This is a genomic window from Amycolatopsis sacchari, assembly GCF_900114035.1.
GTDB classification, from domain to species: Bacteria; Actinomycetota; Actinomycetes; order Mycobacteriales; family Pseudonocardiaceae; genus Amycolatopsis_E; species Amycolatopsis_E sacchari.
In genome coordinates, this window is the sequence record NZ_FORP01000012.1 from 74,272 (window position 1) to 94,756 (window position 20,485).

The following is a 20,485-nucleotide window of genomic DNA, read 5'->3' on the forward strand; positions in this document are numbered from 1 at the left end:
TCAGTCTCAGCCTGAGGAGCCGGCGTGGACTTCACCCTCGACGAGGCCCAGCGGGAGATCGCCGGCCTGGCCGCCGACGTCCTCGCGCGTGAGATCGACTTCGGCCGCCCGCCGGGGCCCGGTGGCTACGACGAGCAGGTGTGGCGCGCGCTGGCCAAGGCCGGGCTGCTGAACCTCGCCGTGCCCGCCGAACTCGGCGGGGACGGACTGGGCCTGGCCGAGGTCGCGGTACTGCTCACCGAGCTCGGCCGCGCCGCCGCGCCGGTGCCGTCGCTGACACTGGCGTTCGGCCTGCTGCCGCTGGCGGCGCTCGGCACCCCTGAACAGCGGGCGTGGCTGCTGCCGGAGATCGCGAGCGGGGATGCGCTGGTCACGGCGGCCCCACACGAGCCGTCCGCCCCGCTGGCGACCCGGCCGGAGACTCGCGCTGTTGCCGAGAGCGGCCGGTGGCGGCTCACCGGGGTCAAGACGAACGTGCCGTTCGCGGCCGCTGCCACGCGGGTTCTCGTGCCCGCCGGGACCGGGGTGTTCCTCGTCGACCCGCGCGCCGAAGGCGTCACGGTCGCCGGGACGACCCTGCGGCTGGACGGCGTCGTGGTGGACGAGGCCGACCAGCTCGGCGGCGCCGACGCGCTCGAAGTCCTCCGCCGGTACGCGATGGCGGGCATGCTCGCGCTCGGCGACGGCGCGCTCGCCGGGGCACTCGACCTCACCACGCGGCACGTCGCGCAGCGGCACCAGTTCGGCCGTCCGCTGGCCACCTTCCAGGCGGTCGCCCAGCAGATCGCCGACGTCTACGTCGCCTCGCGCACCGTGCACCTCGCCGCGCTGTCCGCCGTGTGGCGATTGCACACGGGCCGGGACCCGCAGCCCGATCTCGACGTCGCCGCGTACTGGCTCGCCGAGGAGGCGCCACCGGCACTGGCGACGTGTCATCACCTGCATGGCGGACTCGGCGTCGACATCAGCTACCCGCTGCACCGGTACTACGCGCAGATCAAGGAGCTGAGCGCATGTTTGTCGAGCTGACACCCGCTCAGCGACGGCTCCGGGCCGAGCTGCGCACGTACTTCGCCGGGCTCGTCACCCCCGGGGAACGCCGCGCGCTGCTGCGTGAGCGGCACGGCGAGACGTACCGGCGCATCGTGCGGCGGATGGGGCAGGACGGCTGGCTCGGCGTCGGCTGGCCGGAGGAGTACGGCGGGCGCGGTTTCGGTGACCTCGAGCAGCACCTGTTCGCCGACGAGGCCGCCCGCGCCGACGTGCAACTGCCCTCGGTGACGTTGCAGACCGTCGGGCCGACCCTCCAGCGTTACGGCACGGAGGCGCAGAAGAAGGCGTTCCTGCCGCGCATCCTCGCCGGGGAGGTCCACTTCGCCATCGGGTACACCGAGCCGGACGCGGGCACGGACCTGGCGTCGCTGCGCACGAGCGCGGTCCGCGACGGGGATTCCTACGTCGTCAACGGGCAGAAGATCTTCACCACCGGCGGGCACGACGCGGACTACATCTGGCTCGCCGTCCGCACGGATCCCGCCGCTCCCAAGCACAAGGGCATCTCGATCCTCATCGTCGACACCCGCGACCCCGGCTACTCGTGGACGCCGATCATCACGTGCGACGGCGCGCACCACGTCAACGCCACGTACTACAGCGACGTGCGCGTGCCCGACGACATGCTGGTGGGGGAGGAGAACCAGGGCTGGCGCCTGATCACCACCCAGCTCAACCACGAACGCGTCATGCTCGGCCCCGCCGGCCGCATCGGCGCGCTGTACGACCGGGTGCACGCTTGGGCTGACGCGCGTGGCCTCCTCGACCTCCCCGACGTGCGCCGCGCGCTGCGCGAAACCGCGGCCACCACGAGGATCAACGAGCTGCTGAACTGGCAGGTCGCCGCGTCCCCACCGGAAACACCGGTCGACGTGGCCGACGCGTCGGCCACGAAGGTCTTCGGGTCCGAGCGCCTCCAGCGGATCGGGCGGCTGCTGGAGGGGCTCGTCGCGCGGCACGGCGACCTCGGCGACCCGGAGACGGCCGAGCTCGCGGAGTGGCTCGACGTGCAGGCGCGCCGCAACCTCGTGCTGACGTTCGGCGGAGGGGTCAACGAAATCCAGCGGGAGCTGATCGCGACCGCCGGGCTGGGACTGCCGAGGGTGCCGCGATGACGATCGAAGAGGCAGCGGCACGCATTGCCGCACAAGGAGAATCCCGTCCCCGGCTCGCGCGGGACCCGGTCAACCCGGCCATGGTGAACAACTGGCTGGAGGCGCTGGGCGACACCAACCCGCGCTACGCCGCCGAAGGCATCGCCCCGCCGGCGATGGCGCAGGTGTGGACGATGAACGGGCTGCACGGACAGCGCGCCGCCGACGATCCCCTGGGTGCGATGATGGCCGTACTCGACGACGCCGGGTACACCTCCGTCGTCGCGACGAACTCGGAGCAGAACTACCGGCGGCACCTGCGGCACGGCGAGCACGTCGCGGCGACCACCCGCCTGGACGGCGTTGTCGGTCCTAAAAGGACAGCACTCGGCGAGGGCTACTTCGTGACCACCACGACCACCTGGTACGTGGGCGACGAGGTGGTCGCGGACATGATGTTCCGGGTGCTCAAGTTCAAGCCGAAGCCCGCGCAGCCCGGCGTGCTGCGGCCGGTGATCTCCCGGGACACGGAGTTCTTCTGGGAGGGTACGAAGGCGGGGGAGCTGCGGATCCAGCGTTGGGGAGACGTGCTGCGCCACCCGCCCGGGCCGATGCCGCCGGACGGCAACCTCGACGCGAAGCCGGACTGGGTCGTCGCGAGCGGGCGCGGCACGGTGTACAGCTACGTCGTGCACCACCGTCCCGCTGTGCCGGGAAAGCGCTTGCCGTTCGTGATCGCGCTGGTGGAGCTGGAGGAGGGCGTGCGGATGGTGGGCGAGGTGCTCGACGTGGAAACGGTCTACATCGGACAACGGGTGGTGGCCGAGTTCGTGCGCGTCGACGACGAGCTGACGCTGCCGGCCTGGCGGGTGGTCCCGTGATCGGCACGCAGCTGCCCCCGCTGAGGATCGAGGTCACGCCGACGTTCGTGATCTCCACCGCGCTGGCCACCCGCGACTTCCAGGACGTGCACCACGACCGGGACGCCGCGATCGCCCGTGGCTCGAAGGACATCTTCGTCAACATCCTCACCGACACCGGCCTGGTGCACCGGTTCGTGACGGACTGGGCGGGGCCGAGCTCGTTCGTGCGCTCGATCAAGATCCGGCTGGGTGTGCCCTGTTACGCCTACGACACGCTGACGCTGTCGGGCGAGGTCGTCGAGCAGGACGGCGACGAAGTGACGATCCGGGTGTCCGGTCGGGGCGATCTCGGGGAGCACTTGGCCGGCACCGTGACGGTGGGAGGTGTGTCGTGACGCTGTCCGGAGCGGCCGCGATCGTCGGTGTGGGGGCGACGGAGTTTTCCAAGGACTCCGGCCGCAGCGAGCTGCGCCTGGCCGCGGAGGCGGTGCAGGCGGCACTGGCCGACGCGGGTCTTCGTCCGTCCGATGTGGACGGTCTGGTGTCGTTCACGATGGACTCCAACGCGGAGGTCGCTGTCGCTCGCGAGCTGGGGATCCCGGAGCTGACGTTCTTCAGCCGCATCCACTACGGCGGCGGTGCGGCGGCTGCGACGGTGCAGCAGGCGGCGATGGCGGTGGCGACCGGGGTGGCGGACGTGGTGGTGGCGTACCGGGCGTTCAACGAGCGCTCCGGGATGCGCTTCGGGCAGGTGTCGGCCGCGGCGGCGGGGCAGGTGAACTCCTCGGGCGTGGACAACAGCTTCCATTACCCGATGGGGTTGGGCACGCCGGCCGCCACGGTGGCGATGGTGGCGCAGCGTTACCTGCACGAGTACGGCGCGACGAGCGAGGACTTCGGCCGGGTGGCGGTGGTGGACCGCAAGCACGCGGCGACGAACCCGCGGGCGTGGTTCCACGGCAAGCCCATCACGCTGGCGGAGCACCAGGCGTCGCGGTGGATCGTGGAACCGTTGCACCTGCTGGACTGTTGCCAGGAGACCGACGGGGCGGTGGCCCTGGTGGTGACGAGCGCCGCCCGGGCGAGGGACCTGCCGCACCCGCCCGCGGTCGTGACGGCGGCGGCGCAGGGCAGCGGGCCGGACCAGTACACGATGACCAGCTACTACCGGGACGAGCTGGCGGCGCTGCCGGAGATGGGCGTGGTGGGGCGGCAGCTGTGGGCGCAGTCGGGCCTGCGGCCGGAGGACGTCGACGTGGCGGTGCTGTACGACCACTTCACCCCGTATGTGTTGCTGCAGCTGGAGGAGCTGGGTTTCTGCGGCCGCGGGGAGGCGAAGGACTTCATCGGGGGCGGGACGCTAGAACTGGACGGTGCGCTACCGCTGAACCCCCACGGCGGCCAGCTGGGGGAGGCGTACGTGCACGGCATGAACGGCATCGCGGAGGCGGTGCGGCAGGTGCGGGGCACGGCGGTGAACCAGGTGGCCGGTGTGGAGCACGTGCTGGTGACAGCAGGCACAGGCGTACCGACAAGCGGCCTGGTGTTAGCCCGCGACGCGGGTTGACGCCAGGCGGCGTTCCGGCGCCGCGAGGTCGGTCGGCGGCGGGTGGGTGGGTTTGCCGACTGGCGGGGGATCACGCCGCCCCCGAGCCGTCAGCCGCCACCGCCGAGTCACCACTCGCCACCCGCGAGCCGTCCCCCGCCAGCCGCGAGCCGTCGGCCGCCACCCCCGAGCCGCGAGCCGTCCCCGCCAGCCGCCACCGCCGAGCCGCCAGCCGTCGGCCACCAGCCGGCGGTCGCCAAGCCGCCAGCCGTCGGTCGCCACCCCCCGAGCCGCCACCCGCCAGCCGTCAACCGCGAGCCGTCACCCGCGCCCCCCAGCCGCCGCCAACCGGGCATCCAGAGCCAGGGCGCGCGGTCGCAGCCAACCGGCATTGCAGGCTATGGCGCGCGCGGTCGCCAACCGGCATCACAAGCTGGCGGCCTGACGTGAGCTCGCGACCCGATTGACCACCGCCGACGGGTGCGCCCTGCCCCGCGACGCCACTTGGCGACCGGCGGCCAGGCTCCACCCCGCGGCGCCGCTTGACGACCGGCCAGGGCCGCCCACTCCCCGCTGATCCACGAGGCGCGCCCCGCCTCTCCGGCCATTGACGGGCGCGGTCACCCGGCCGAAGGAGACCGCTCACTCGCATGGCGCAACTACCGTCACCAACCGAGAAGGCGCGGTATCCCACAAGGGATCCCGCCACGCCACGACGGCGGGTGATGGTGCATTTCACCTGCTTGACGGCTAGCTCGGGGACTACCGCGTCGGCGACGGTGGGAGGTATGCACATCCCGGACTTCCTCGCGTGGAGCCTCACGGTGCTTTTCGCGTTGCTGGCTGTGCCTAGTGTGTACCGGTTGACGCGGCTGCACGGCGGGGTCGATGCCGATGTGCGGCAGCGTGATCTGGCCGAGCTCCTGATGGTCGTGGTGATGATCGCGATGGTGTCCCCGCTGGGCGGGCCCATCCCGGCGGCGGGCTGGCAGGCTGTGCTGGCCTTGACGGCGGGCTGGTTCGCGGTCGCGGCGTTCCGGGGGCGGCAGTGTTCCCCGGTGCACCACACGGTTTGTGCCGCGGCGATGTTGTACATGATCACGGCGATGCCCCGGCACGGCATGGAACACGGCCCGTGGCTCACGATGTCGGAGATGCCGGGCCGGCTGGCGTGGCCCGTGCTCGCGGTGCTGGCCGTCGCGTACTTCGCCGTGGACACAACGAGATCCGGCTTGGCGGCATGGCGCGAGGTGCGCGGTGCCCCGGTCCGGGAGGTGCTGCTGACCCGCCCGGTCCACCGTGCGGCGATGGGCGCGGGCATGGCGTACATGCTGATCGCCGGCGTGGTCCCGGCCTGAACGTCACGTCGTGATCAGCACCGCGTCCGCGAGCGCGGGGGCATCCCGCTCGACGGTGTTGGTGGCGAGCAGTAGTCGTTTCCCGTCCTGCCACACCCGTGTCCGCAAGGTTTCGCCCGGGAACACGACGCCCGCGAAGCGCGCCGAGAACGACTGCGCACGCGTGACGTCGCCGTCCAGCACCGCGTCGGTCACGGCCTTCGCGACCATCCCGTAGGTGCACAGGCCGTGCAGGATCGGCGCGTCGAACCCGGCGCCGCGGGCGAACTCCGGGTCGGCGTGCAAGGGATTCCGGTCACCGCACAACCGGTACAGCAGCGCCTGCTGTGGCAACGTCGGCGTGTCGATCGTGGCGTCCGGCTCCCGATCGGGCCGCTCCACCTTTTCGGAGTCACCCCGTCGTCCCCCGAAGCCGCCCTCACCTCGCGCAAAAATTCTCGACTGCGCGGTCCACAGTGGAGTACCATCGGAACCGGCAACGCTCGTCTCGCTCACCACGACCGCGGCCTTGCCCTTGTCCAGCACATCGACAACCCGAGTGTGCCCGACGGCTTTCCCCTCGACCGGGATCGGCCTGTGCACGGTGACGGCCTGCGCGCCGTGCACGACTTTCGCCAGGTCTATCTCGATGCCCGGCATCCGTACGGCGGGCGCGTCGACGCTGCGCAGGTTCGCCGCGACCGTCGCGAAAGTGGGCAGCACATGGAGGTCGCGCTCGTAGGCGTAGCGCAATTCCGCCGGGTTCGTGGGATCCGAGCCGGCGCCGAGTGCGAGGTGGTACAGCAAAACATCGGACGCCGTCCAGGAAAAGCTGACCTCACCGAGGTCGGCACCGATGGCGAGCGCGGGGTCGATGGGCACGCGGCACTCCTACTCGTAGGTGACCGACACCTCGTCGGTCAGCGGCACCGACTGGCAGGCGAGGACGATGCCGTCGGCGATGTCGTCGGAGTCGAGGACCTCGTTGTTGAGCATCTTGACCTCCCCGGCGACGAGGCGGCAGGCGCAGGCACTGCACTGCCCCTCGCGGCACGAGTAGGGCGCGTCGAGCCCTTGGTCCAGCAGGAAGTCGAGCAACTTTCGCTGCCGCGGCCAGGCGTACTCGTGCCGCACCCCGTCGAGGTCCACCCGCAGCCTGGTCGCCCCGTCGCTGGGAGACGCCGGTTCGGCGCCGCTCTGTCCGGCAACGGGCGCACCCGCCCCGGCCGGCGGCGCTTCGCCGGCGAGAGCGGCCGTGTCGGGTTGCTCCCCGTCCTTCGCCGGGATCGCCGCGGGCCGCTGCGTGTCCTTGGCCAGGGTGGTTTGGAATTGCTCGGTCTGGCCAGCCCCAGTGGTCGCTCCGGGCCGCCTGGTTTGGTTGGCTTCGCTGATTACTCCGAGCTGCTCAGCGGTCTCGGCTACGGTCGTCGTCCCGGACTCCGTGCTCTCGGCTACGGCGGCCGTCCCGGGCTGCTCAGTGCCGGCGGCTGCGCTGGCTGCTCCGGGCTGCTCGGTGCTCTCGGCTACGGCCGCCGTCCCGAACTGCTCCGTGCCCTCGGCTATGGTGGCCGCTTCGGGCTGCTTCGTGCTCCCGGCTACGGGGGCAGCCCCGGGCTGTTCGGTGTTGTCGGCTGTGGTGGCCGCTCGGAGCTGTTCCGTGTTTTCGGCCGCGGTTGCCGCACCCAGCTGCTCCCTGTCTTCGGCCGCGGTAGCTGCTCCGGCCTCTCTCGCCGTACCGGGCTCCTTTGCCCGGCCGGCGGGAGCACCTCGCTCAACCGCGAACGGATTGCCACCCAGCGACACGAACCTTTCCAGGTGAATGCGCTTCCTGGGCACGCCGAGATCCGTCAACGCCTGTTTGGCCGCGGCCATGAACGGCGCCGGGCCACACAGGAACGCTTCGAACTCGGCGAACGGCCTCGCCAGAGCGCGCAGCTGCTCGACGTTCGGCAAGCCCTGCACCGACTCGAGCCAGTGCAGCACCACGAACCGGTCCGGAAACTCCCGTGCCAGTGCGGCGAGCTCCCCGGCGAAGATCACCGACTGCTCGTCACGATTGGCGTAGACCAGGGTGACGCGGCCCGTGCCCTGCCGCAACGCCGTCTTCAGGATCGACATCACCGGCGTGATCCCGCTGCCACCGGCGAACAGCAGCAGGTTCTCGTCGAAATCCTTCGGCGTGAACACACCCGCAGGGGCGAGCACGTCGACAGCCGCGCCAGGCCGCACGTTGGCGCAGATCCAGTTGGAGCCGTAGCCGCCCTCGGTGCGCTTCACCGTGACCTTGAGCCGCGTCCCCTCGTGCGGCGCGCTCGACAGCGAGTAGCACCGCGCCGCCTCGCCCACGCGCAACGTGAGGAACTGGCCGGGCCGATACCGGAAAGCCTCAGCTTGTTCAGGCGTCAGCTCGAAGACCACCGACCGCGCGTCCGGGGTTTCGACGATCACCTCGGCCACAGTGAGCGTGTGGACCTCAGGCATCCAGAACCCCGAATTCCCCCTGGCGCACCGATTCCGCGACGCTCACGGTGAGCTTCTCGCACGTGTCCAGCAGAGCCGTGCTCTCGCCCGCCGCCACGTGCTCGGCGAACACGGGGCAACTTCCGGCCGCGTCGGTCGTCCACTGGATGCTCGTGTGCTTCCAGCTGTTCTTCTTCACCAGCACGCAGGTGCCGCAGTGTGAGCAGGTGTGCGGCCGCAGTCCGGCGGTGAGGAACTCGGTGCGCTCGGCGGTGGTCACGTCAGACTCCCGCCTGCTGCCGGGCCAGGTTCTCGGCGACCTCCCGTGCCCAGACCTCGTTCGCTTTCGTCGTGTCCACTTCGAACTCGAAGCGGCGCGTCATGTCCTCGGTGACCTCCTCGATGTCCACATAGAACTGTTCGTACCAGCGGCGCAACTGGTACACGGGCCCGTCCTCCTCGCAGAGCAACGGGTTGTCGATCCGTGTCTTATTCTTCCATATCTCGACGTCCTGCAGGAAGCCCACGCCTATGCTCTTGGCGAACTTCCCGGCGATTTTGTCCGCCTGTTCGTCTGAAACGCCGGGCAGCTTCTTCACGCTGACACCCCATTGGAGGACAAAGGAGTTCGGCGTCACCGGATAGTGGCAATTGATGAGCACGTTCTCGATCTCGAACCCCTTGAACGTGTTGACCAGTTTGTTGATCATGTAGGACGGTCCGAAGTACGAGGCCTCCGAGCGGAGCAGGTTCTCCTCCCCGCCGTAGTTGGACGCCATGCCGACGTCCGGGCGCCCCTTGGTGTTCAGGTACTGCGTCGCGATGTGGCCTTCGAAGACGTTCTTGAAGTAGGTCGGGAAGGCGTAGTGGATGTAGAAGAAGTGCGCCATGTCGACCATGTTGTCCACGATCTCGCGGCAGTTGGAGCCTTCGATGAGCACGGAGTCCCACGTCCAGTTGCTCCACTCGCCACTGAAGATCCCGTCGATCCGGGGGATGACGACGTTCTCCGGCGGCGGGTTGCCCTGTGGGTCGTGCCAGACGAACAGCTGCTTGTTCTCCTCGAGTGTGAGCCAGGAACGCGTGCGAGCGCGCAGCGGAACCCTTTTGGCGTAAGGGATGGAGACGCACTTGCCGTTGCCGGCCCAGCGCCAGTCGTGGAACGGGCAGGCGATCTCGTTGCCCTTGACGGTGCCTTGCGTGAGATCACCCCCCATGTGGCGGCAGTACCCGTCCAGGACGTTGAGCTTGCCGTCCTCGCTCTGGAACACGACTAGCTTGGTGCCGAAGGCGGAGATGGCGTGCGGCTTCCCGTCCTTGAACGAGTCGGCGAGGCCCAGGCAGTGCCAGCCCCGGGCGAAGCGCTCCGGCGGAGCCCCGGCGTCGATGGTGCGGACTTCAGTCATCGTCGACCTCCAGTGCGATTCTGGGCGGCCAGGTGCGCGGCCGCAAGGTAGCCGAAGACCATCGCGGGCCCGATCGTCGCGCCGGGGCCCGCGTACGTGTGGCCCATGACCGCCGCGCTGGTGTTGCCCGCCGCGTACAGCCCCTCGATCACGGACCCGTCTTCCCGCAGCACGCGGGCGTGGGGGTCGATGCGGAGCCCGCCCTTGGTGCCCAGGTCACCGGGCACGATCCTGACCGCGTAGAACGGCGGCTTGTCCAGCGGGCCGAGGCTGGGGTTGGGCTTGTTGCGGGGATCTCCGTAGTAGTGGTCGTAGGCGCTGTTCCCGCGCCCGAAGTCCTCGTCGATGCCGGTGCGGGCGAAACCGTTGAACCGTGCGACGGTGTGTTCGAGTGCATCCGTCGGCACCCCGATGCGTTCCGCGAGCGCGTGGAGTGTTCTCGCCTTCGCGGCGACACCGGCCTTGAACCACCGGCCGGGCAGCGGTTGCCGCGGGCCGAGCCCGGTGAACATGTAGCGGTTGCGGTAGCGCTGGTCGAACACGAGCCAGGTCGGGATGTGCTCACCAGGACCGTCGCCCGGGCCGTACATGGCGTGCACCGCCTCGACGTACGGCGCCGACTCGTTGACGAACCGTTCCCCGCGGGCGTCGACCATCAGGCAGCCGGGCCGGGACCGCTCGGCAAGGGCGAACCACGGCCCGCCGGTGAGCGGGATCGTCGGTCCCCACCACGCGTCGTCCATCAGGTCCACGGCGGCACCGAGCTTCAGCCCGGCCACGATGGCGTCCCCGGTGTTGGCGCGTGCGCCGACGGTCCATTCGGTGCCGATCGGCTGGCGCTGGTACTTGGTGCGCATTTCCTCGTTGCGCTCGAACCCGCCGGCCGCGAGGACGACGCCCAGCCTGGCGTGGAGGACTTCGCCGCCCGTCGTCACCACTCCCGTGACCCGGCCGTCCTCGGTAACCAGGTCGACAAGCGGGGAATTGAGGCGGACCGGGACTCCGGCGTCGCGCAACCCGGTGCGCAATCCCGCCGCAAGCGCTTGCCCCATGCTGAGCAGGCGGCGCCCGGTCAAGCGGCCGGTCAGCCAGCGGCCGGCGAGGGTGAGCAGCCGGAGCGCGCCACGGGGGTGCCGCGCGAGGAGGCTCAGCCACCGGTAGTCGGCCTGGGTGATCGGGACCCCGAGGGGCGCCGCGCTGTACGGGGGTTCGAGGGCGGCGAGGTCGTCGCCGAGGAGGCGGCCGTCGAAGGGCACGGGCTCGACGGACCGGCCCGCAGCGCGCCCGCCCGGTGCTTCCGGGTGGTAGTCGGAGTAGTGGGGCACCCACTGGAACCGCAGGGGTGTCCGCCGCTGCACGAACGCGACCACCTCCGGCCCCCGGTCCAGGAAGGTTTCGCGTAGCTCCGCGGGGACGACGTCCCCGACGATGGCTTCGAGGTAGGTCCGCGCCTGGTCAGGGGTGTCGGGCTCGTCGAGTCCGTGCCGGTGCTGCTGGAGGCGTGCGCGGGGGAGCCGGCTGGAACCGCCGTCGTTCGCCTGTGTGTCCTCGCCCGCAGCCTGTCCGGCAGCGCACAGCACCTCGTTGTTCGGAATCCACACCCCACCGCCGGACCGCGCGGTGGAGCCGCCGAACTTGCCTGCCTTCTCCAGCACCACGACCTGGAGTCCCTGGTGAGCGGCGGCGAGTGCGGCGGTCATGCCGGCTGCCCCGCTGCCGACCACGACGACGTCGTACTCCGCGTGGTCGCCGTTGCCGTGCTCGACGGCCATGTCACCTCCGAAGTGAAACGCGTTCCAGTCGAGAACCCGCCTGTTCGCCGCTCCCGTCGTCACGATAGACGAGAACGTGTTTCAGTTCTAGGGTGGCGGGGTGAGTGCTTCTGTGGACGTGATCGTGATCGGCTTCGGTGCGGCCGGGGCGTGCGCGGCGATCGAGGCTGCCGACAGCGGGGCCTCGGTGCTGGTCCTGGACCGTTTCGCGGGAGGCGGTGCCACGGCGTTGAGCGGTGGTGTCGTCTACGCCGGCGGCGGCACCGAGCATCAGCGGGCAGCGGGCGTGGACGACTCCGTCGACGCCATGTACGACTACCTCCGGCTCGAGGTCGGTGACGCCGTTTCCGACGAAACGCTCCGGCGGTTCTGTCAGGGGAGCGCCGACATGATCGCCTGGCTGGAGAGCAACGGCGTGCCCTTCGAGGGCAGCCTGTGCCCGTACAAGACCTCGTACCCGAACGACGACTACTACCTGTACTACTCGGGAAGTGAGACAGCCGGCGGCTTCCGCGAGGCCGCCAAGCCCGCTGCCCGTGGCCACCGGGTCAAGGGGCGTGGCACCTCGGGAAAACTCCTGTTCGCACGCCTCGCCGCAGCCGCACGCCGACGCGGTGTGCGTGTGCTGGACGGGACGACGGCGACCGAACTGCTCACGGACGCGGCCGGGGCGGTGTCGGGCGTGCGCGTGCGGACCCTGCGCAACGCGCCGTACTGGATACGCCGGGCGCACCGTGCACTGGGGCGTTACTCCGCCAAGCCGGGGATCTACATCCCGGCCTTGCGCAAGGTGTTGCATCGGCGAGTCGAGCGCCTCGAACGCCGCTATGCCCGCGAGGAAACCCTTTACGCCGCCCGTGGAGTCGTGCTCGCCGCGGGTGGCTTCATTGCCAATCGGGCCCTGGTGCGGGAGCACGCGCCGGCCTATCGCGGCGGTTTGGCCTTGGGCACGTCCGCGGATGACGGGACCGCGATCCGTCTCGGTGCGGGCGTGGGGGCCGAGACCGCGCTGCTTGACCGGGTGACGGCATGGCGGTTCGTCACGCCGCCCAGTGTGTTCGTACGTGGCGTCATCGTGGACGAGGCGGGGCGCCGGGTGATCGACGAATCCCGGTACGGCGCCGCTGTGGGTGAAGCGTTGATCTCGCGACACGGTGGGAAGGGCTGGCTGCTGGTCGACGACGAAATCGTCGCCGAGGCGAAGCGGGCGGCGCGGCGAGAAGCGCAGTGGTTCCAATGGCTCCAGGTGCTGTACATGCTCAGGTTGGGGCGCGTGACAGGCGCATCGTTGGCGGAGGTCGCGGAGCGCGCCGGGATCGATGTGGCGGGCCTTGAGGCCACGGTCGAGGCGTACAACGCGGCGGCTTCGTCAGGGGCCGCGGACCCGGCAGGCAAGCCTGCTGAGTACGTCCAGTCGTTGCGCACGCCTCCGTTCTCGTTGCTGGACATCTCCATCAAACCCAGCCTGGGTTTTCCGTGTCCGATGCTCACGCTCGGTGGGCTGGTAGTGGACGAGGGGACCGGCCAGGTGTGGAACGAGGCGGGGGCGCCCATCGCCGGTCTCTACGCCGCCGGACGGTCGGCGGTGGGAATCTGTTCCAGGTCTTATGTCAGCGGCCTTTCGTTGGCGGATTGCGTGTTCTCGGGACGGCGTGCGGGTGCCGCGGCGGGCGGCCGTGATGACAAAAACGAGAACGTGTTCTAGTCTTGGTCATGGAAGCGCAGGTCTGACGAGGACGGGGCAAACGCCGATGAGCGAGCAGGACACGCATCGAGTGATCGCCGGAGTCGCCGAGCTCCTGCCGGTCCTGCGCGAGCGGGCCCAGGAGACCGAGGACGCCCGCCGCGTTCCCGACGAGTCGATCAAGTCCCTGCAGGAGACGGGCTTCTTCAAACTCCTGCAGCCGAAGACGTACGGCGGTTACGAGGCCGACCCGGTGACCTTCTACACGGCGGTCAAGATGATCGCGAGCGCCTGCGGCTCGACGGGGTGGGTCGCGTCGATCCTCGGTGTGCACCCGTGGCACGTCGCCCTGTTCGACGCGCAGGCGCAGGAAGACGTGTGGCGCGAGGACGTCGACACCCGCATCTCGTCCTCATACGCCCCCATGGGCAAGGCGACCGTCGTCGACGGTGGCTACCGGCTGTCGGGACGGTGGAGTTTCTCGTCCGGTTGCGACCACGCGACCTGGGTGCTGTTGGGTGCCCCCGCGTTCTCCGGCGGCAAGCCTGTCGATTTCTGTACGTATCTCCTTCCGATCTCGGACTACACGATCATCGATGTCTGGGACACCGTGGGACTGCGGGGAACCGGCAGCAACGACATCCTCGTCGAGGACGTGTTCGTGCCGCAGCACCGCGTGCTGAGTTTCCGGCTGACCTCGCAGTGCAAGACCCCGGGCCAGGAGGTCAATCCCGGTCCGCTGTACCGCCTGCCGTACGGGTCCGTCCACCCGTCGACCATCACCGCGCCCATCATCGGCATGGCGCAGGGCGCTTACGACGCCCACGTCGAGCACCAACGGCAACGCGTCCGGGCATCCTACGTGGGCGAGCAGTCCAAGGAGGACCCGTTCGCGAAGGTGCGCATTGCCGAAGCAGCCAGCGAGATCGACGCTGCCTGGCTCCAGCTGACCCGGAACATCGACGAGCTGTACCAGCACGCGTGTCGTGGCGAGAAGCTGCCCTTCGCCACCCGCCTGCGGGTACGGCGCGACCAGGTTCGTGGCACCGAGCGCGCCATCGCGGCCGTCGACCGGCTTTTCGAGAACTCCGGCGGGCGCGCGCTGAAGATGGGCACCCCGATTCAGCGCTTCTGGCGTGACGCCCACGCCGGCCGCGTGCACGCCGCGAACGATCCGGAACGCGCTTACACGATGTTCGGCACCGGTGAGTTCGGCCTCCCCGTCGAGAACGCGATGGTGTGATCATGAGCGAGGGTAAGTACGCCGAAGTCCGCGACGGCCTGCGCCTGCACTACCACGAAGCCGGCGCGGAACACGCCGAAACGGTGGTGCTGCTCCACGGCGGAGGCCCGGGCGCTTCCGCCTGGAGCAACTTCGGCCGCAACATCCCGGTGTTCGCCAAGGCCTACCGCACGATCGCCGTGGACCAACCCGGATTCGGCCGGTCCGACAAGCCGACCGAGCACCCTCAGTACTTCACGCACAGCGCCGAAGCCGTGATCGGACTGCTGGATCGCCTCGGCATCCAGAAGGCCCACCTCGTCGGGAACTCGCTCGGTGGCGGTACCGCGGTCCGCCTCGCCCTCGATCACCCGGACCGGGCCGGCAGGCTCGTCCTGATGGGGCCTGGCGGGCTGAGCGTCAACGTCTTCGCGCCCGACCCGACCGAGGGGGTCAAGAACCTCGGCCGGTTCGCCGCGCCGCCGGGCCCGAGCAAGGAGAAGCTCGAAGCCTTCCTGCGCGTGATGGTCCACGATCAATCACTGATCACCGAAGAGCTCATCGACGAACGGTTCACCGCCGCCAGCACACCGGAGTCACTGGCCGCCATGCGCGCCATGGGTGCGTCCTTCGTTCGCCCCGACAGCTACGAGCAGGGCATGCTCTGGCGCGACGCACATCGCCTCCGCCAGCGGGTGCTGCTCATCTGGGGCCGCGAAGACCGGGTGAACCCGCTCGACGGTGCCCTGGTCGCCCTGAAGATGATCCCGCGTGCGCAGTTGCACGTGTTCGGTCAGTGCGGCCACTGGGCGCAGCTGGAGAAGTTCGACGAGTTCAACCGGCTCACCCTCGACTTTCTCGGGAGCGCGTAATGGGTATCAGGTCGTTGGGGTACCTCCGGATCGAAGCCACGGACATGGACAAGTGGCGGGAGTACGGGCTCAAGGTGCTCGGCATGGTCGAAGGGAAAGGGACGAACCCCGAGGCGTTGTACCTCCGCATGGACGACTTCCCCGCCCGCCTGGTGATCGTGCCGGGCGAGACAGACCGCCTGGCACAGGCTGGATGGGAGGTCGCCAACGCTCCCGAGCTCGACGAGGTCCGTGCCGCCCTCGAGTCGCACGGCGTGCCCTACAAGGAAGGCAGCGCGGAGCAGCTGGCCGACCGGAGGGTCACCGAACTGATCACCTTCGACGACCCCTCAGGCAACACCCTGGAGGTGTTCCACGGCGTCGCGCTCGAACACCGGCGTGTCGTGAGCCCGTACGGCCACCGGTTCGTCACAGAAGAACAGGGCCTGGGCCACGTCGTCCTGTCCACTCACGACGATGACGCCTCGCTGCGGTTCTACCGTGATGTGCTCGGCTTCCGGCTGCGCGACTCCATGCGGCTGCCACCGCAGATGGTCGGCCGTCCCGCCGACGGACCGCCCGCCTGGCTGCGGTTCTTCGGCTGCAACCCTCGGCACCACAGTCTGGCGTTCCTCCCGATGCCGACGCCGAGTGGCATCGTGCATCTGATGGTCGAGGTGGAGAACACCGACGACGTGGGGCTGTGCCTGGATCGCGCGAAGCGCCGCAACGTACCGATGTCGGCAACTCTCGGTCGGCACGTCAATGATCTGATGCTGTCGTTCTACATGAAGACTCCCGGTGGTTTCGATGTGGAATTCGGTTGTGAGGGACGACAGGTCGACGACTCCCGCTGGGTCGCCCGCGAGAGCACCGCGGTGAGCCTGTGGGGCCACGACTTCAGCGTGGGCATGAGGTGACCGTCGAGACAGTCGGCCCTGCCCGGTTCCGCACCGTGCTGGGGCACTTCTGCACGGGCGTCACCGTGATCACCACCCACGACGGAACCGCTCCCGCCGGCTTCGCCTGCCAGTCGTTCTCTGCGTTATCGCTCGAACCACCCCTGGTGCTTTTCTGCCCTGCCAAGCAGTCACGTACCTGGCCCGCCATACGACGAGCCGGGTGGTTCGCCGTGAACGTCCTCGCCGAGGAGCAGAGCGAGGTGAGCGCGGCGTTCGGTGCGCGCGGAGCCGACAAGTTCTCGTCCGTCGAGTGGACGCCTGCCCCGTCGGGATCGCCAGTTCTGGCCGGAGCGCTGACCTGGATCGACTGCAGAGTGGAAGTAGTGCACGAGGCGGGGGACCACTACGTTGTGGTCGGTGCGGTCACCGCGACCGGCGAGCCTTCCGGTGGGCGCCCGTTGCTCTTCTACCGTGGCCGGTACACCACCGCGGAACCGGAGCGAGCAGATCTCGGCGGACTGCTCGCGTGGGCCGGCCCCGACGACTGGCTGTGACCAACTCTAGCCGAAGAAACCGCACTGGGAAATCCCACTTTAGGTAGATGTGCGGGAACGTGTGTTCGATTAAACTGGCGCCTGCCTGGGGGAGGCCGCAGCTGCCGTGACAGCCTGGATCCTCTGGTGCAGAACAGTTTCCGCGCAAATGTCTGGAGGATCTCGTGGTGATGGACTATGACCTGCTCGCGATGTGGCCGCGATCTGCCGGGCGGCGACCGGTCAACCGTGTCCGGCGTGGCCGGCTGCACGGAGCAGCTGCCGGCGGAACCCCTGTCGAACGATCTGGATCAGGCTGAGGTCTGCTGGCCGGGTGTGTTCTCGTAGCACCTCGTGCACAAGGTGAGGCTGTGTAACGCTTCCCGGTTGCGTGCGCGGGGAAGGGTCTTCGGCCTGGCCGAGTGCGGTGCCGCGTGTGTACCCGTCGCTCCCGTTGCCGGCCGGGTTCGTTGTCCGGTCTGCTGGCCCTGGCAGGAATGAACAAGCTGGCGTCGCCTGACTCCCGCCTCAACCGGCGGTGGCGGGTGTTCGAGGAAGTAATCGTGAAAGGTGGTGGTGTGGTTGACCGAAGAGCTGGGCCGTGCCGTGTGCCCGCTTGAAAAAGCGGTGGGCGTCATGTTCCCAGGTGATGGCGATGCCGCCGTGGAGCTGGATCATCTCCGCGGCGACGGTTGAGAGTGACTCGGAGCAGTGTGCTTTCGCGACCGCGGCCAGACGTGAGACGTCGGCGTCCGGTTCGGACACCGCGAAGGCCGCTGAACGGGCGGTCTCGACCAACACGTGAAGATCGGCCATGCGGTGCTTCAGCGCCTGGAAACTTCCGATGGGCCGGCCGAACTGTTCACGCTGCTTGCTGTAGGCAACGGTGAGCTCCAACGCTCGAGCGGCGCTGCCCGCTTGCTCGGCGGCGAGAACAGCGCAGGCGACGTCCCGGACCCGGTGGAGGCCGGTGCTGAAGTCACCGTGACCGATCCTCACGGCGGGCGTGTTGCCGAAGTGGATCTCGGTGAGCCGGCGGGTCTCGTCCATCGGTGTCGAGGGGATGCGGCGAACCTGCCGGAGGTCCGCTTCGAAGAGACCCAGCCCGTCGGGAGCCTCAGCGATCACGAGGAGAATGTCCGCCAGATCTCCGTCGAGGACGTAACAGGCGCGCCCGTCGACGACGGATCCCGAGGCGGTGCAGGCGGCCTTGCTGGGGTTCCATTCGCCATCACCCGACGTCCAGGCCAGTGCTGCTGTCGAGCCTTCGGCGAGGCTCGACAGCAGCCAGGCTGCCACCTCGCCATCGCCTGCTTCGAGGAGGGCGGAGGTGGCGAGCACGGCCGAACCGAGGAACGGGGACGGAACGAGCCTTCGTCCCAGTTCCTCGGCCACGATCTGCAGCTCGCGCAGGCCGGCGCCGAGACCGCCGTACTCTTCCGGGATCAGCAAGCCGGCGACGCCCACCTGGTCACGCAAGGGCGGCCACGGATCCGGGTGCCGTTCGACCGCAGCTCGTACGGTTCGTTGCAGGCTGACCTGCTCGTCGGTGAGGGTCACGGGAGTGCCTTCAACAGGCGAGTGCGGTGGAACTGGGAGGTGCCCCAGGCGCTGGCGAGTGCTCGAACTTTCGTCAGGCGCAGGCTCAAGGGATGCTCGGCGGTGTAGCCAATCGCGCCATGGACTTGGAGTCCGGTGCGTGCGGCCAGAAGTGCGGCCTCTCCCGCAGCGACCTTCGCTGCGGAAACATCGCGTTGTCTGTCTGGCGTGGCAGCGGTGACAGCGGCGCCGTACACGAGGGGACGAGTCAGCTCCAACTGCGTCACCACATCAGCGAGGAGGTGTTTGATGGCTTGATAACGGCCGATTTCACGGCCGTACTGTTGCCGCTGCAGGGCATAGGTAACGCTGCTGTCCAGCAGCCACTGACCTGCTCCGAGCAATTGCGCCGCGGTGGCCAGCGAGCCGAAGTCGAAGGCACGTTCGGCGTCGTCAGCGGTCCCGATCCGGTCGCCCGGTTCGGCGCAGAACAGGCGACGGGTGGGATCAACCGATGAAAGCGGGGTTGTCGGTGCGAACACGTGCACGGTGTTGGCCTGTACGAAGACGCGAAGGTTCGCTACGTCGGCGTCGAGGGCGTAGGGGACTTCAGGAGGTGCGGCTACGGAAGCGAGCGTTTTACCGGCGGCGATGCCTTCGAGAACTTCGTCGTCGAGGAGGGCGGGCAGGACGGCGATCGTGTCGACCCACGGTCCCGGGACTGCGTGGTAACCGAGTCGCTCGAACGCGATCACCAGGTCGACGGCCGTGGCGTCGAGACCCCCGTAGCGCTCGGGGACGGACAGGGCGGTGACGCCCAGCTCAGTCAGCCTTTGCCAGATCTTGAGGCCGGGGCCGTGTTCACCAGTGGCCCAGGCCCGAGCGGCAGCCGAGGTGTCCATACCCGTCAGGAGGTGATCCATACTCGCTGCGAACTGTCGCTGTTCGGGGGACAGGACGAACTTCATCGGTCACCTCTGGGCAGGCCGAGCAGGCGTTCGGCGATGGTGTTGCGCTGGATCTGGTCGGTCCCGCCGTAAATCGTGCCCGCGAGCGAGAACAGCCAGCCGTCAGGCCAACGACCGTCGAGAGGTTCTTCCCGGATGGCGGCGGGACCGGATTCGCTGGCGACATGACTGGCCGAGAACGCAGGTTCCGTCAAGGAAGGAGGTACGAACCTGGCACGCACTTCAGCGGCGGTGCCGAGCACATCGAGTGCCGTCTCGTGCAGGTTCACGTCGAGATGGGACCAGAACAGCTTGTTCACGCTCGACTCCGGGCCGAGCTCGCCACCTTCGGCGAGCCGCGTCACGGTGGCGAACGTGTAGAGCTGGTAGGCGCGAGCACCGATCCAGGCGTCCGCCACACGGTCGGCGGTGGCCTCTGGTTCGCCGTGCCGACGCCACAACCTCACCAGCCGATCGGCCGCCGCGAGAAACCGGCCGGGGCTCCGCAGTGACAGGCCGCGCTCGTTGTTCGCCGTCGTCATCGCGACTCGCCAGCCTTGGCCCGGGGCGCCGATCACGTCGCGGTCGGGGACGAACACCTCGTCGAGGAAGATCTCGGCGAACCCCGGTTCGCCGTCGAGCTGGGCGATGGGGCGGACTTCGACGCCGTCAGTGCGGAGGTCGAACATGAAGTACGTGAGACCTCGATGCCTTTCGCTGCCGGGCTCGCTGCGGAAGAGACCGAAAGCCCGGTCGGCGAAGGCCGCTCGTGAACTCCAGGTTTTCTGCCCTGACAGCAGCCAGCCGCCGTCCGTCCTCACCGCGGTGCTGCGCAGGGCAGCGATGTCGCTGCCGGCTTCCGGTTCCGACCACGCCTGCGCCCAGATCTCCTCGCCGCGTGCCATGGGCGGGAGGATCCGGGCCTGCTGCTCAGGGGTTCCGTGCGAGAAGAGGGTGGGAGCGAGCATGAAGATGCCATTCTGGCTGACCCTGCTCGGGGCCCCGGCGGCGTAGTACTCCTCCTCGAACAGCACCCACTCCAGAAGGCTTGCCTCCCGCCCACCGAACTCACGGGGCCACGAGACAACAGACCACCGGGCTTCGGCGAGCTTGGCTTCCCACTGCCGGTGTTGCTCAAAACCCTCGCGGGTGTCGAAGGAGGCCAGTTGTTGTCGTGGCACGTTGTCCGCGAGCCAGGTGCGGGCTTCTTCCCGGAAGGCGAGGGTGCGCTCGTCGAGGTCGAGGTCCATGGTGGGTGTTCCTCACTCTCGTCGTC

Annotated in this window: 18 protein-coding genes and 2 pseudogenes; 11 read left to right on the forward strand and 9 right to left on the reverse strand. The window is 69.1% G+C overall.

What is annotated here, in order from left to right; translation table 11 throughout:
• Positions 1 to 24 precede the first annotated feature (24 nt).
• The 6 genes from BMZ92_RS20460 (at position 25) to BMZ92_RS20485 (ending at position 5,914) form a co-directional block, all read left to right on the forward strand.
• On the forward strand, positions 25 to 1,029 hold the full coding sequence (locus tag BMZ92_RS20460) for an acyl-CoA dehydrogenase family protein (protein WP_091510053.1): 1,005 nt from the start codon (positions 25 to 27) through the stop codon (positions 1,027 to 1,029).
• Positions 1,014 to 2,168, forward strand: a complete 1,155-nt coding sequence (locus BMZ92_RS20465) for an acyl-CoA dehydrogenase family protein (RefSeq protein WP_091510055.1) — start codon at positions 1,014 to 1,016, stop codon at positions 2,166 to 2,168. Before BMZ92_RS20460 ends, BMZ92_RS20465 begins: the two co-directional genes overlap by 16 nt.
• A complete protein-coding gene (locus tag BMZ92_RS20470) occupies positions 2,165 to 3,028 on the forward strand; it encodes a bifunctional MaoC family dehydratase N-terminal/OB-fold nucleic acid binding domain-containing protein (protein ID WP_091510058.1) in 864 nt (287 codons plus the stop codon). The genes BMZ92_RS20465 and BMZ92_RS20470 overlap by 4 nt, the downstream gene beginning before the upstream one ends.
• Positions 3,025 to 3,405 carry a MaoC family dehydratase gene (locus tag BMZ92_RS20475; protein WP_091510059.1) on the forward strand — a complete coding sequence of 127 codons (381 nt, stop codon included), beginning with the start codon at positions 3,025 to 3,027 and terminating at the stop codon, positions 3,403 to 3,405. The genes BMZ92_RS20470 and BMZ92_RS20475 overlap by 4 nt, the downstream gene beginning before the upstream one ends.
• A complete protein-coding gene (locus BMZ92_RS20480; RefSeq protein ID WP_091510062.1) occupies positions 3,402 to 4,577 on the forward strand; it encodes a lipid-transfer protein in 1,176 nt (391 codons plus the stop codon). Before BMZ92_RS20475 ends, BMZ92_RS20480 begins: the two co-directional genes overlap by 4 nt.
• Positions 4,578 to 5,344: 767 nt before the next feature.
• On the forward strand, positions 5,345 to 5,914 hold the full coding sequence (locus BMZ92_RS20485) for a DUF5134 domain-containing protein (RefSeq protein WP_091510349.1): 570 nt from the start codon (positions 5,345 to 5,347) through the stop codon (positions 5,912 to 5,914).
• 3 nt (positions 5,915 to 5,917) lie between these two features.
• Here BMZ92_RS20485 and BMZ92_RS20490 read toward each other — a convergent pair whose 3' ends face one another.
• The 6 genes and pseudogenes from BMZ92_RS20490 to kstD form a co-directional block, all read right to left on the reverse strand.
• Positions 5,918 to 6,775 (reverse strand): MaoC/PaaZ C-terminal domain-containing protein, encoded by an 858-nt coding sequence (locus BMZ92_RS20490; RefSeq protein WP_091510065.1) that lies wholly within the window; start codon positions 6,773 to 6,775, stop codon positions 5,918 to 5,920.
• A 9-nt stretch (positions 6,776 to 6,784) separates the two neighbouring features.
• A pseudogene (locus tag BMZ92_RS20495) lies at positions 6,785 to 7,060 on the reverse strand (2Fe-2S iron-sulfur cluster-binding protein); the annotation flags it as partial.
• Between the two features lie 570 nt (positions 7,061 to 7,630).
• Positions 7,631 to 8,374: pseudogene (locus BMZ92_RS20500) on the reverse strand (FAD-binding oxidoreductase); the annotation flags it as partial.
• Positions 8,367 to 8,633: a hypothetical protein gene (locus BMZ92_RS20505; protein ID WP_091510067.1), complete on the reverse strand. Its 267-nt coding sequence runs from the start codon at positions 8,631 to 8,633 to the stop codon at positions 8,367 to 8,369. The pseudogene BMZ92_RS20500 and the gene BMZ92_RS20505, both read right to left, overlap by 8 nt.
• Position 8,634: 1 nt before the next feature.
• Entirely contained in the window at positions 8,635 to 9,759 is a 1,125-nt protein-coding gene (locus BMZ92_RS20510; RefSeq protein WP_091510070.1) for a 3-ketosteroid-9-alpha-monooxygenase, oxygenase component, read from the reverse strand.
• The gene (kstD, locus tag BMZ92_RS20515) at positions 9,756 to 11,531 is read right to left on the reverse strand and encodes a 3-oxosteroid 1-dehydrogenase (RefSeq protein WP_091510072.1); all 1,776 of its coding nucleotides are present in this window, start codon (positions 11,529 to 11,531) and stop codon (positions 9,756 to 9,758) included. The genes BMZ92_RS20510 and kstD overlap by 4 nt, the downstream gene beginning before the upstream one ends.
• Positions 11,532 to 11,643: 112 nt before the next feature.
• Between kstD and BMZ92_RS20520 the strand changes: the two genes are divergently transcribed.
• From BMZ92_RS20520 to hsaB, 5 genes are read left to right on the forward strand one after another with little or no spacing between them, the layout of a single operon-like run.
• Positions 11,644 to 13,236, forward strand: coding sequence for an FAD-binding protein (locus BMZ92_RS20520; protein ID WP_425425836.1), 1,593 nt, complete (start codon positions 11,644 to 11,646; stop codon positions 13,234 to 13,236).
• Positions 13,237 to 13,282: 46 nt separating this feature from the next.
• On the forward strand, positions 13,283 to 14,458 hold the full coding sequence (gene hsaA, locus BMZ92_RS20525) for a 3-hydroxy-9,10-secoandrosta-1,3,5(10)-triene-9,17-dione monooxygenase oxygenase subunit (protein ID WP_091510077.1): 1,176 nt from the start codon (positions 13,283 to 13,285) through the stop codon (positions 14,456 to 14,458).
• A 2-nt stretch (positions 14,459 to 14,460) separates the two neighbouring features.
• The gene (hsaD, locus tag BMZ92_RS20530) at positions 14,461 to 15,309 is read left to right on the forward strand and encodes a 4,5:9,10-diseco-3-hydroxy-5,9,17-trioxoandrosta-1(10),2-diene-4-oate hydrolase (RefSeq protein ID WP_091510350.1); all 849 of its coding nucleotides are present in this window, start codon (positions 14,461 to 14,463) and stop codon (positions 15,307 to 15,309) included.
• The gene (hsaC, locus tag BMZ92_RS20535) at positions 15,309 to 16,208 is read left to right on the forward strand and encodes an iron-dependent extradiol dioxygenase HsaC (protein WP_091510079.1); all 900 of its coding nucleotides are present in this window, start codon (positions 15,309 to 15,311) and stop codon (positions 16,206 to 16,208) included. The genes hsaD and hsaC overlap by 1 nt, the downstream gene beginning before the upstream one ends.
• On the forward strand, positions 16,205 to 16,744 hold the full coding sequence (gene hsaB, locus BMZ92_RS20540) for a 3-hydroxy-9,10-secoandrosta-1,3,5(10)-triene-9,17-dione monooxygenase reductase subunit (protein ID WP_091510082.1): 540 nt from the start codon (positions 16,205 to 16,207) through the stop codon (positions 16,742 to 16,744). Before hsaC ends, hsaB begins: the two co-directional genes overlap by 4 nt.
• Positions 16,745 to 17,251: 507 nt before the next feature.
• Here the strand turns inward: hsaB and BMZ92_RS20545 are convergent.
• From BMZ92_RS20545 to BMZ92_RS20555, 3 genes are read right to left on the reverse strand one after another with little or no spacing between them, the layout of a single operon-like run.
• Positions 17,252 to 18,283, reverse strand: a complete 1,032-nt coding sequence (locus BMZ92_RS20545; RefSeq protein ID WP_091510084.1) for an acyl-CoA dehydrogenase family protein — start codon at positions 18,281 to 18,283, stop codon at positions 17,252 to 17,254.
• Complete coding sequence (locus BMZ92_RS20550; RefSeq protein WP_091510086.1) at positions 18,280 to 19,230, reverse strand: acyl-CoA dehydrogenase family protein; 951 nt, start codon at positions 19,228 to 19,230, stop codon at positions 18,280 to 18,282. The genes BMZ92_RS20545 and BMZ92_RS20550 overlap by 4 nt, the downstream gene beginning before the upstream one ends.
• Positions 19,227 to 20,459: an acyl-CoA dehydrogenase family protein gene (locus BMZ92_RS20555; RefSeq protein WP_091510088.1), complete on the reverse strand. Its 1,233-nt coding sequence runs from the start codon at positions 20,457 to 20,459 to the stop codon at positions 19,227 to 19,229. Before BMZ92_RS20555 ends, BMZ92_RS20550 begins: the two co-directional genes overlap by 4 nt.
• Between the last annotated feature and the right edge of the window lie 26 nt (positions 20,460 to 20,485).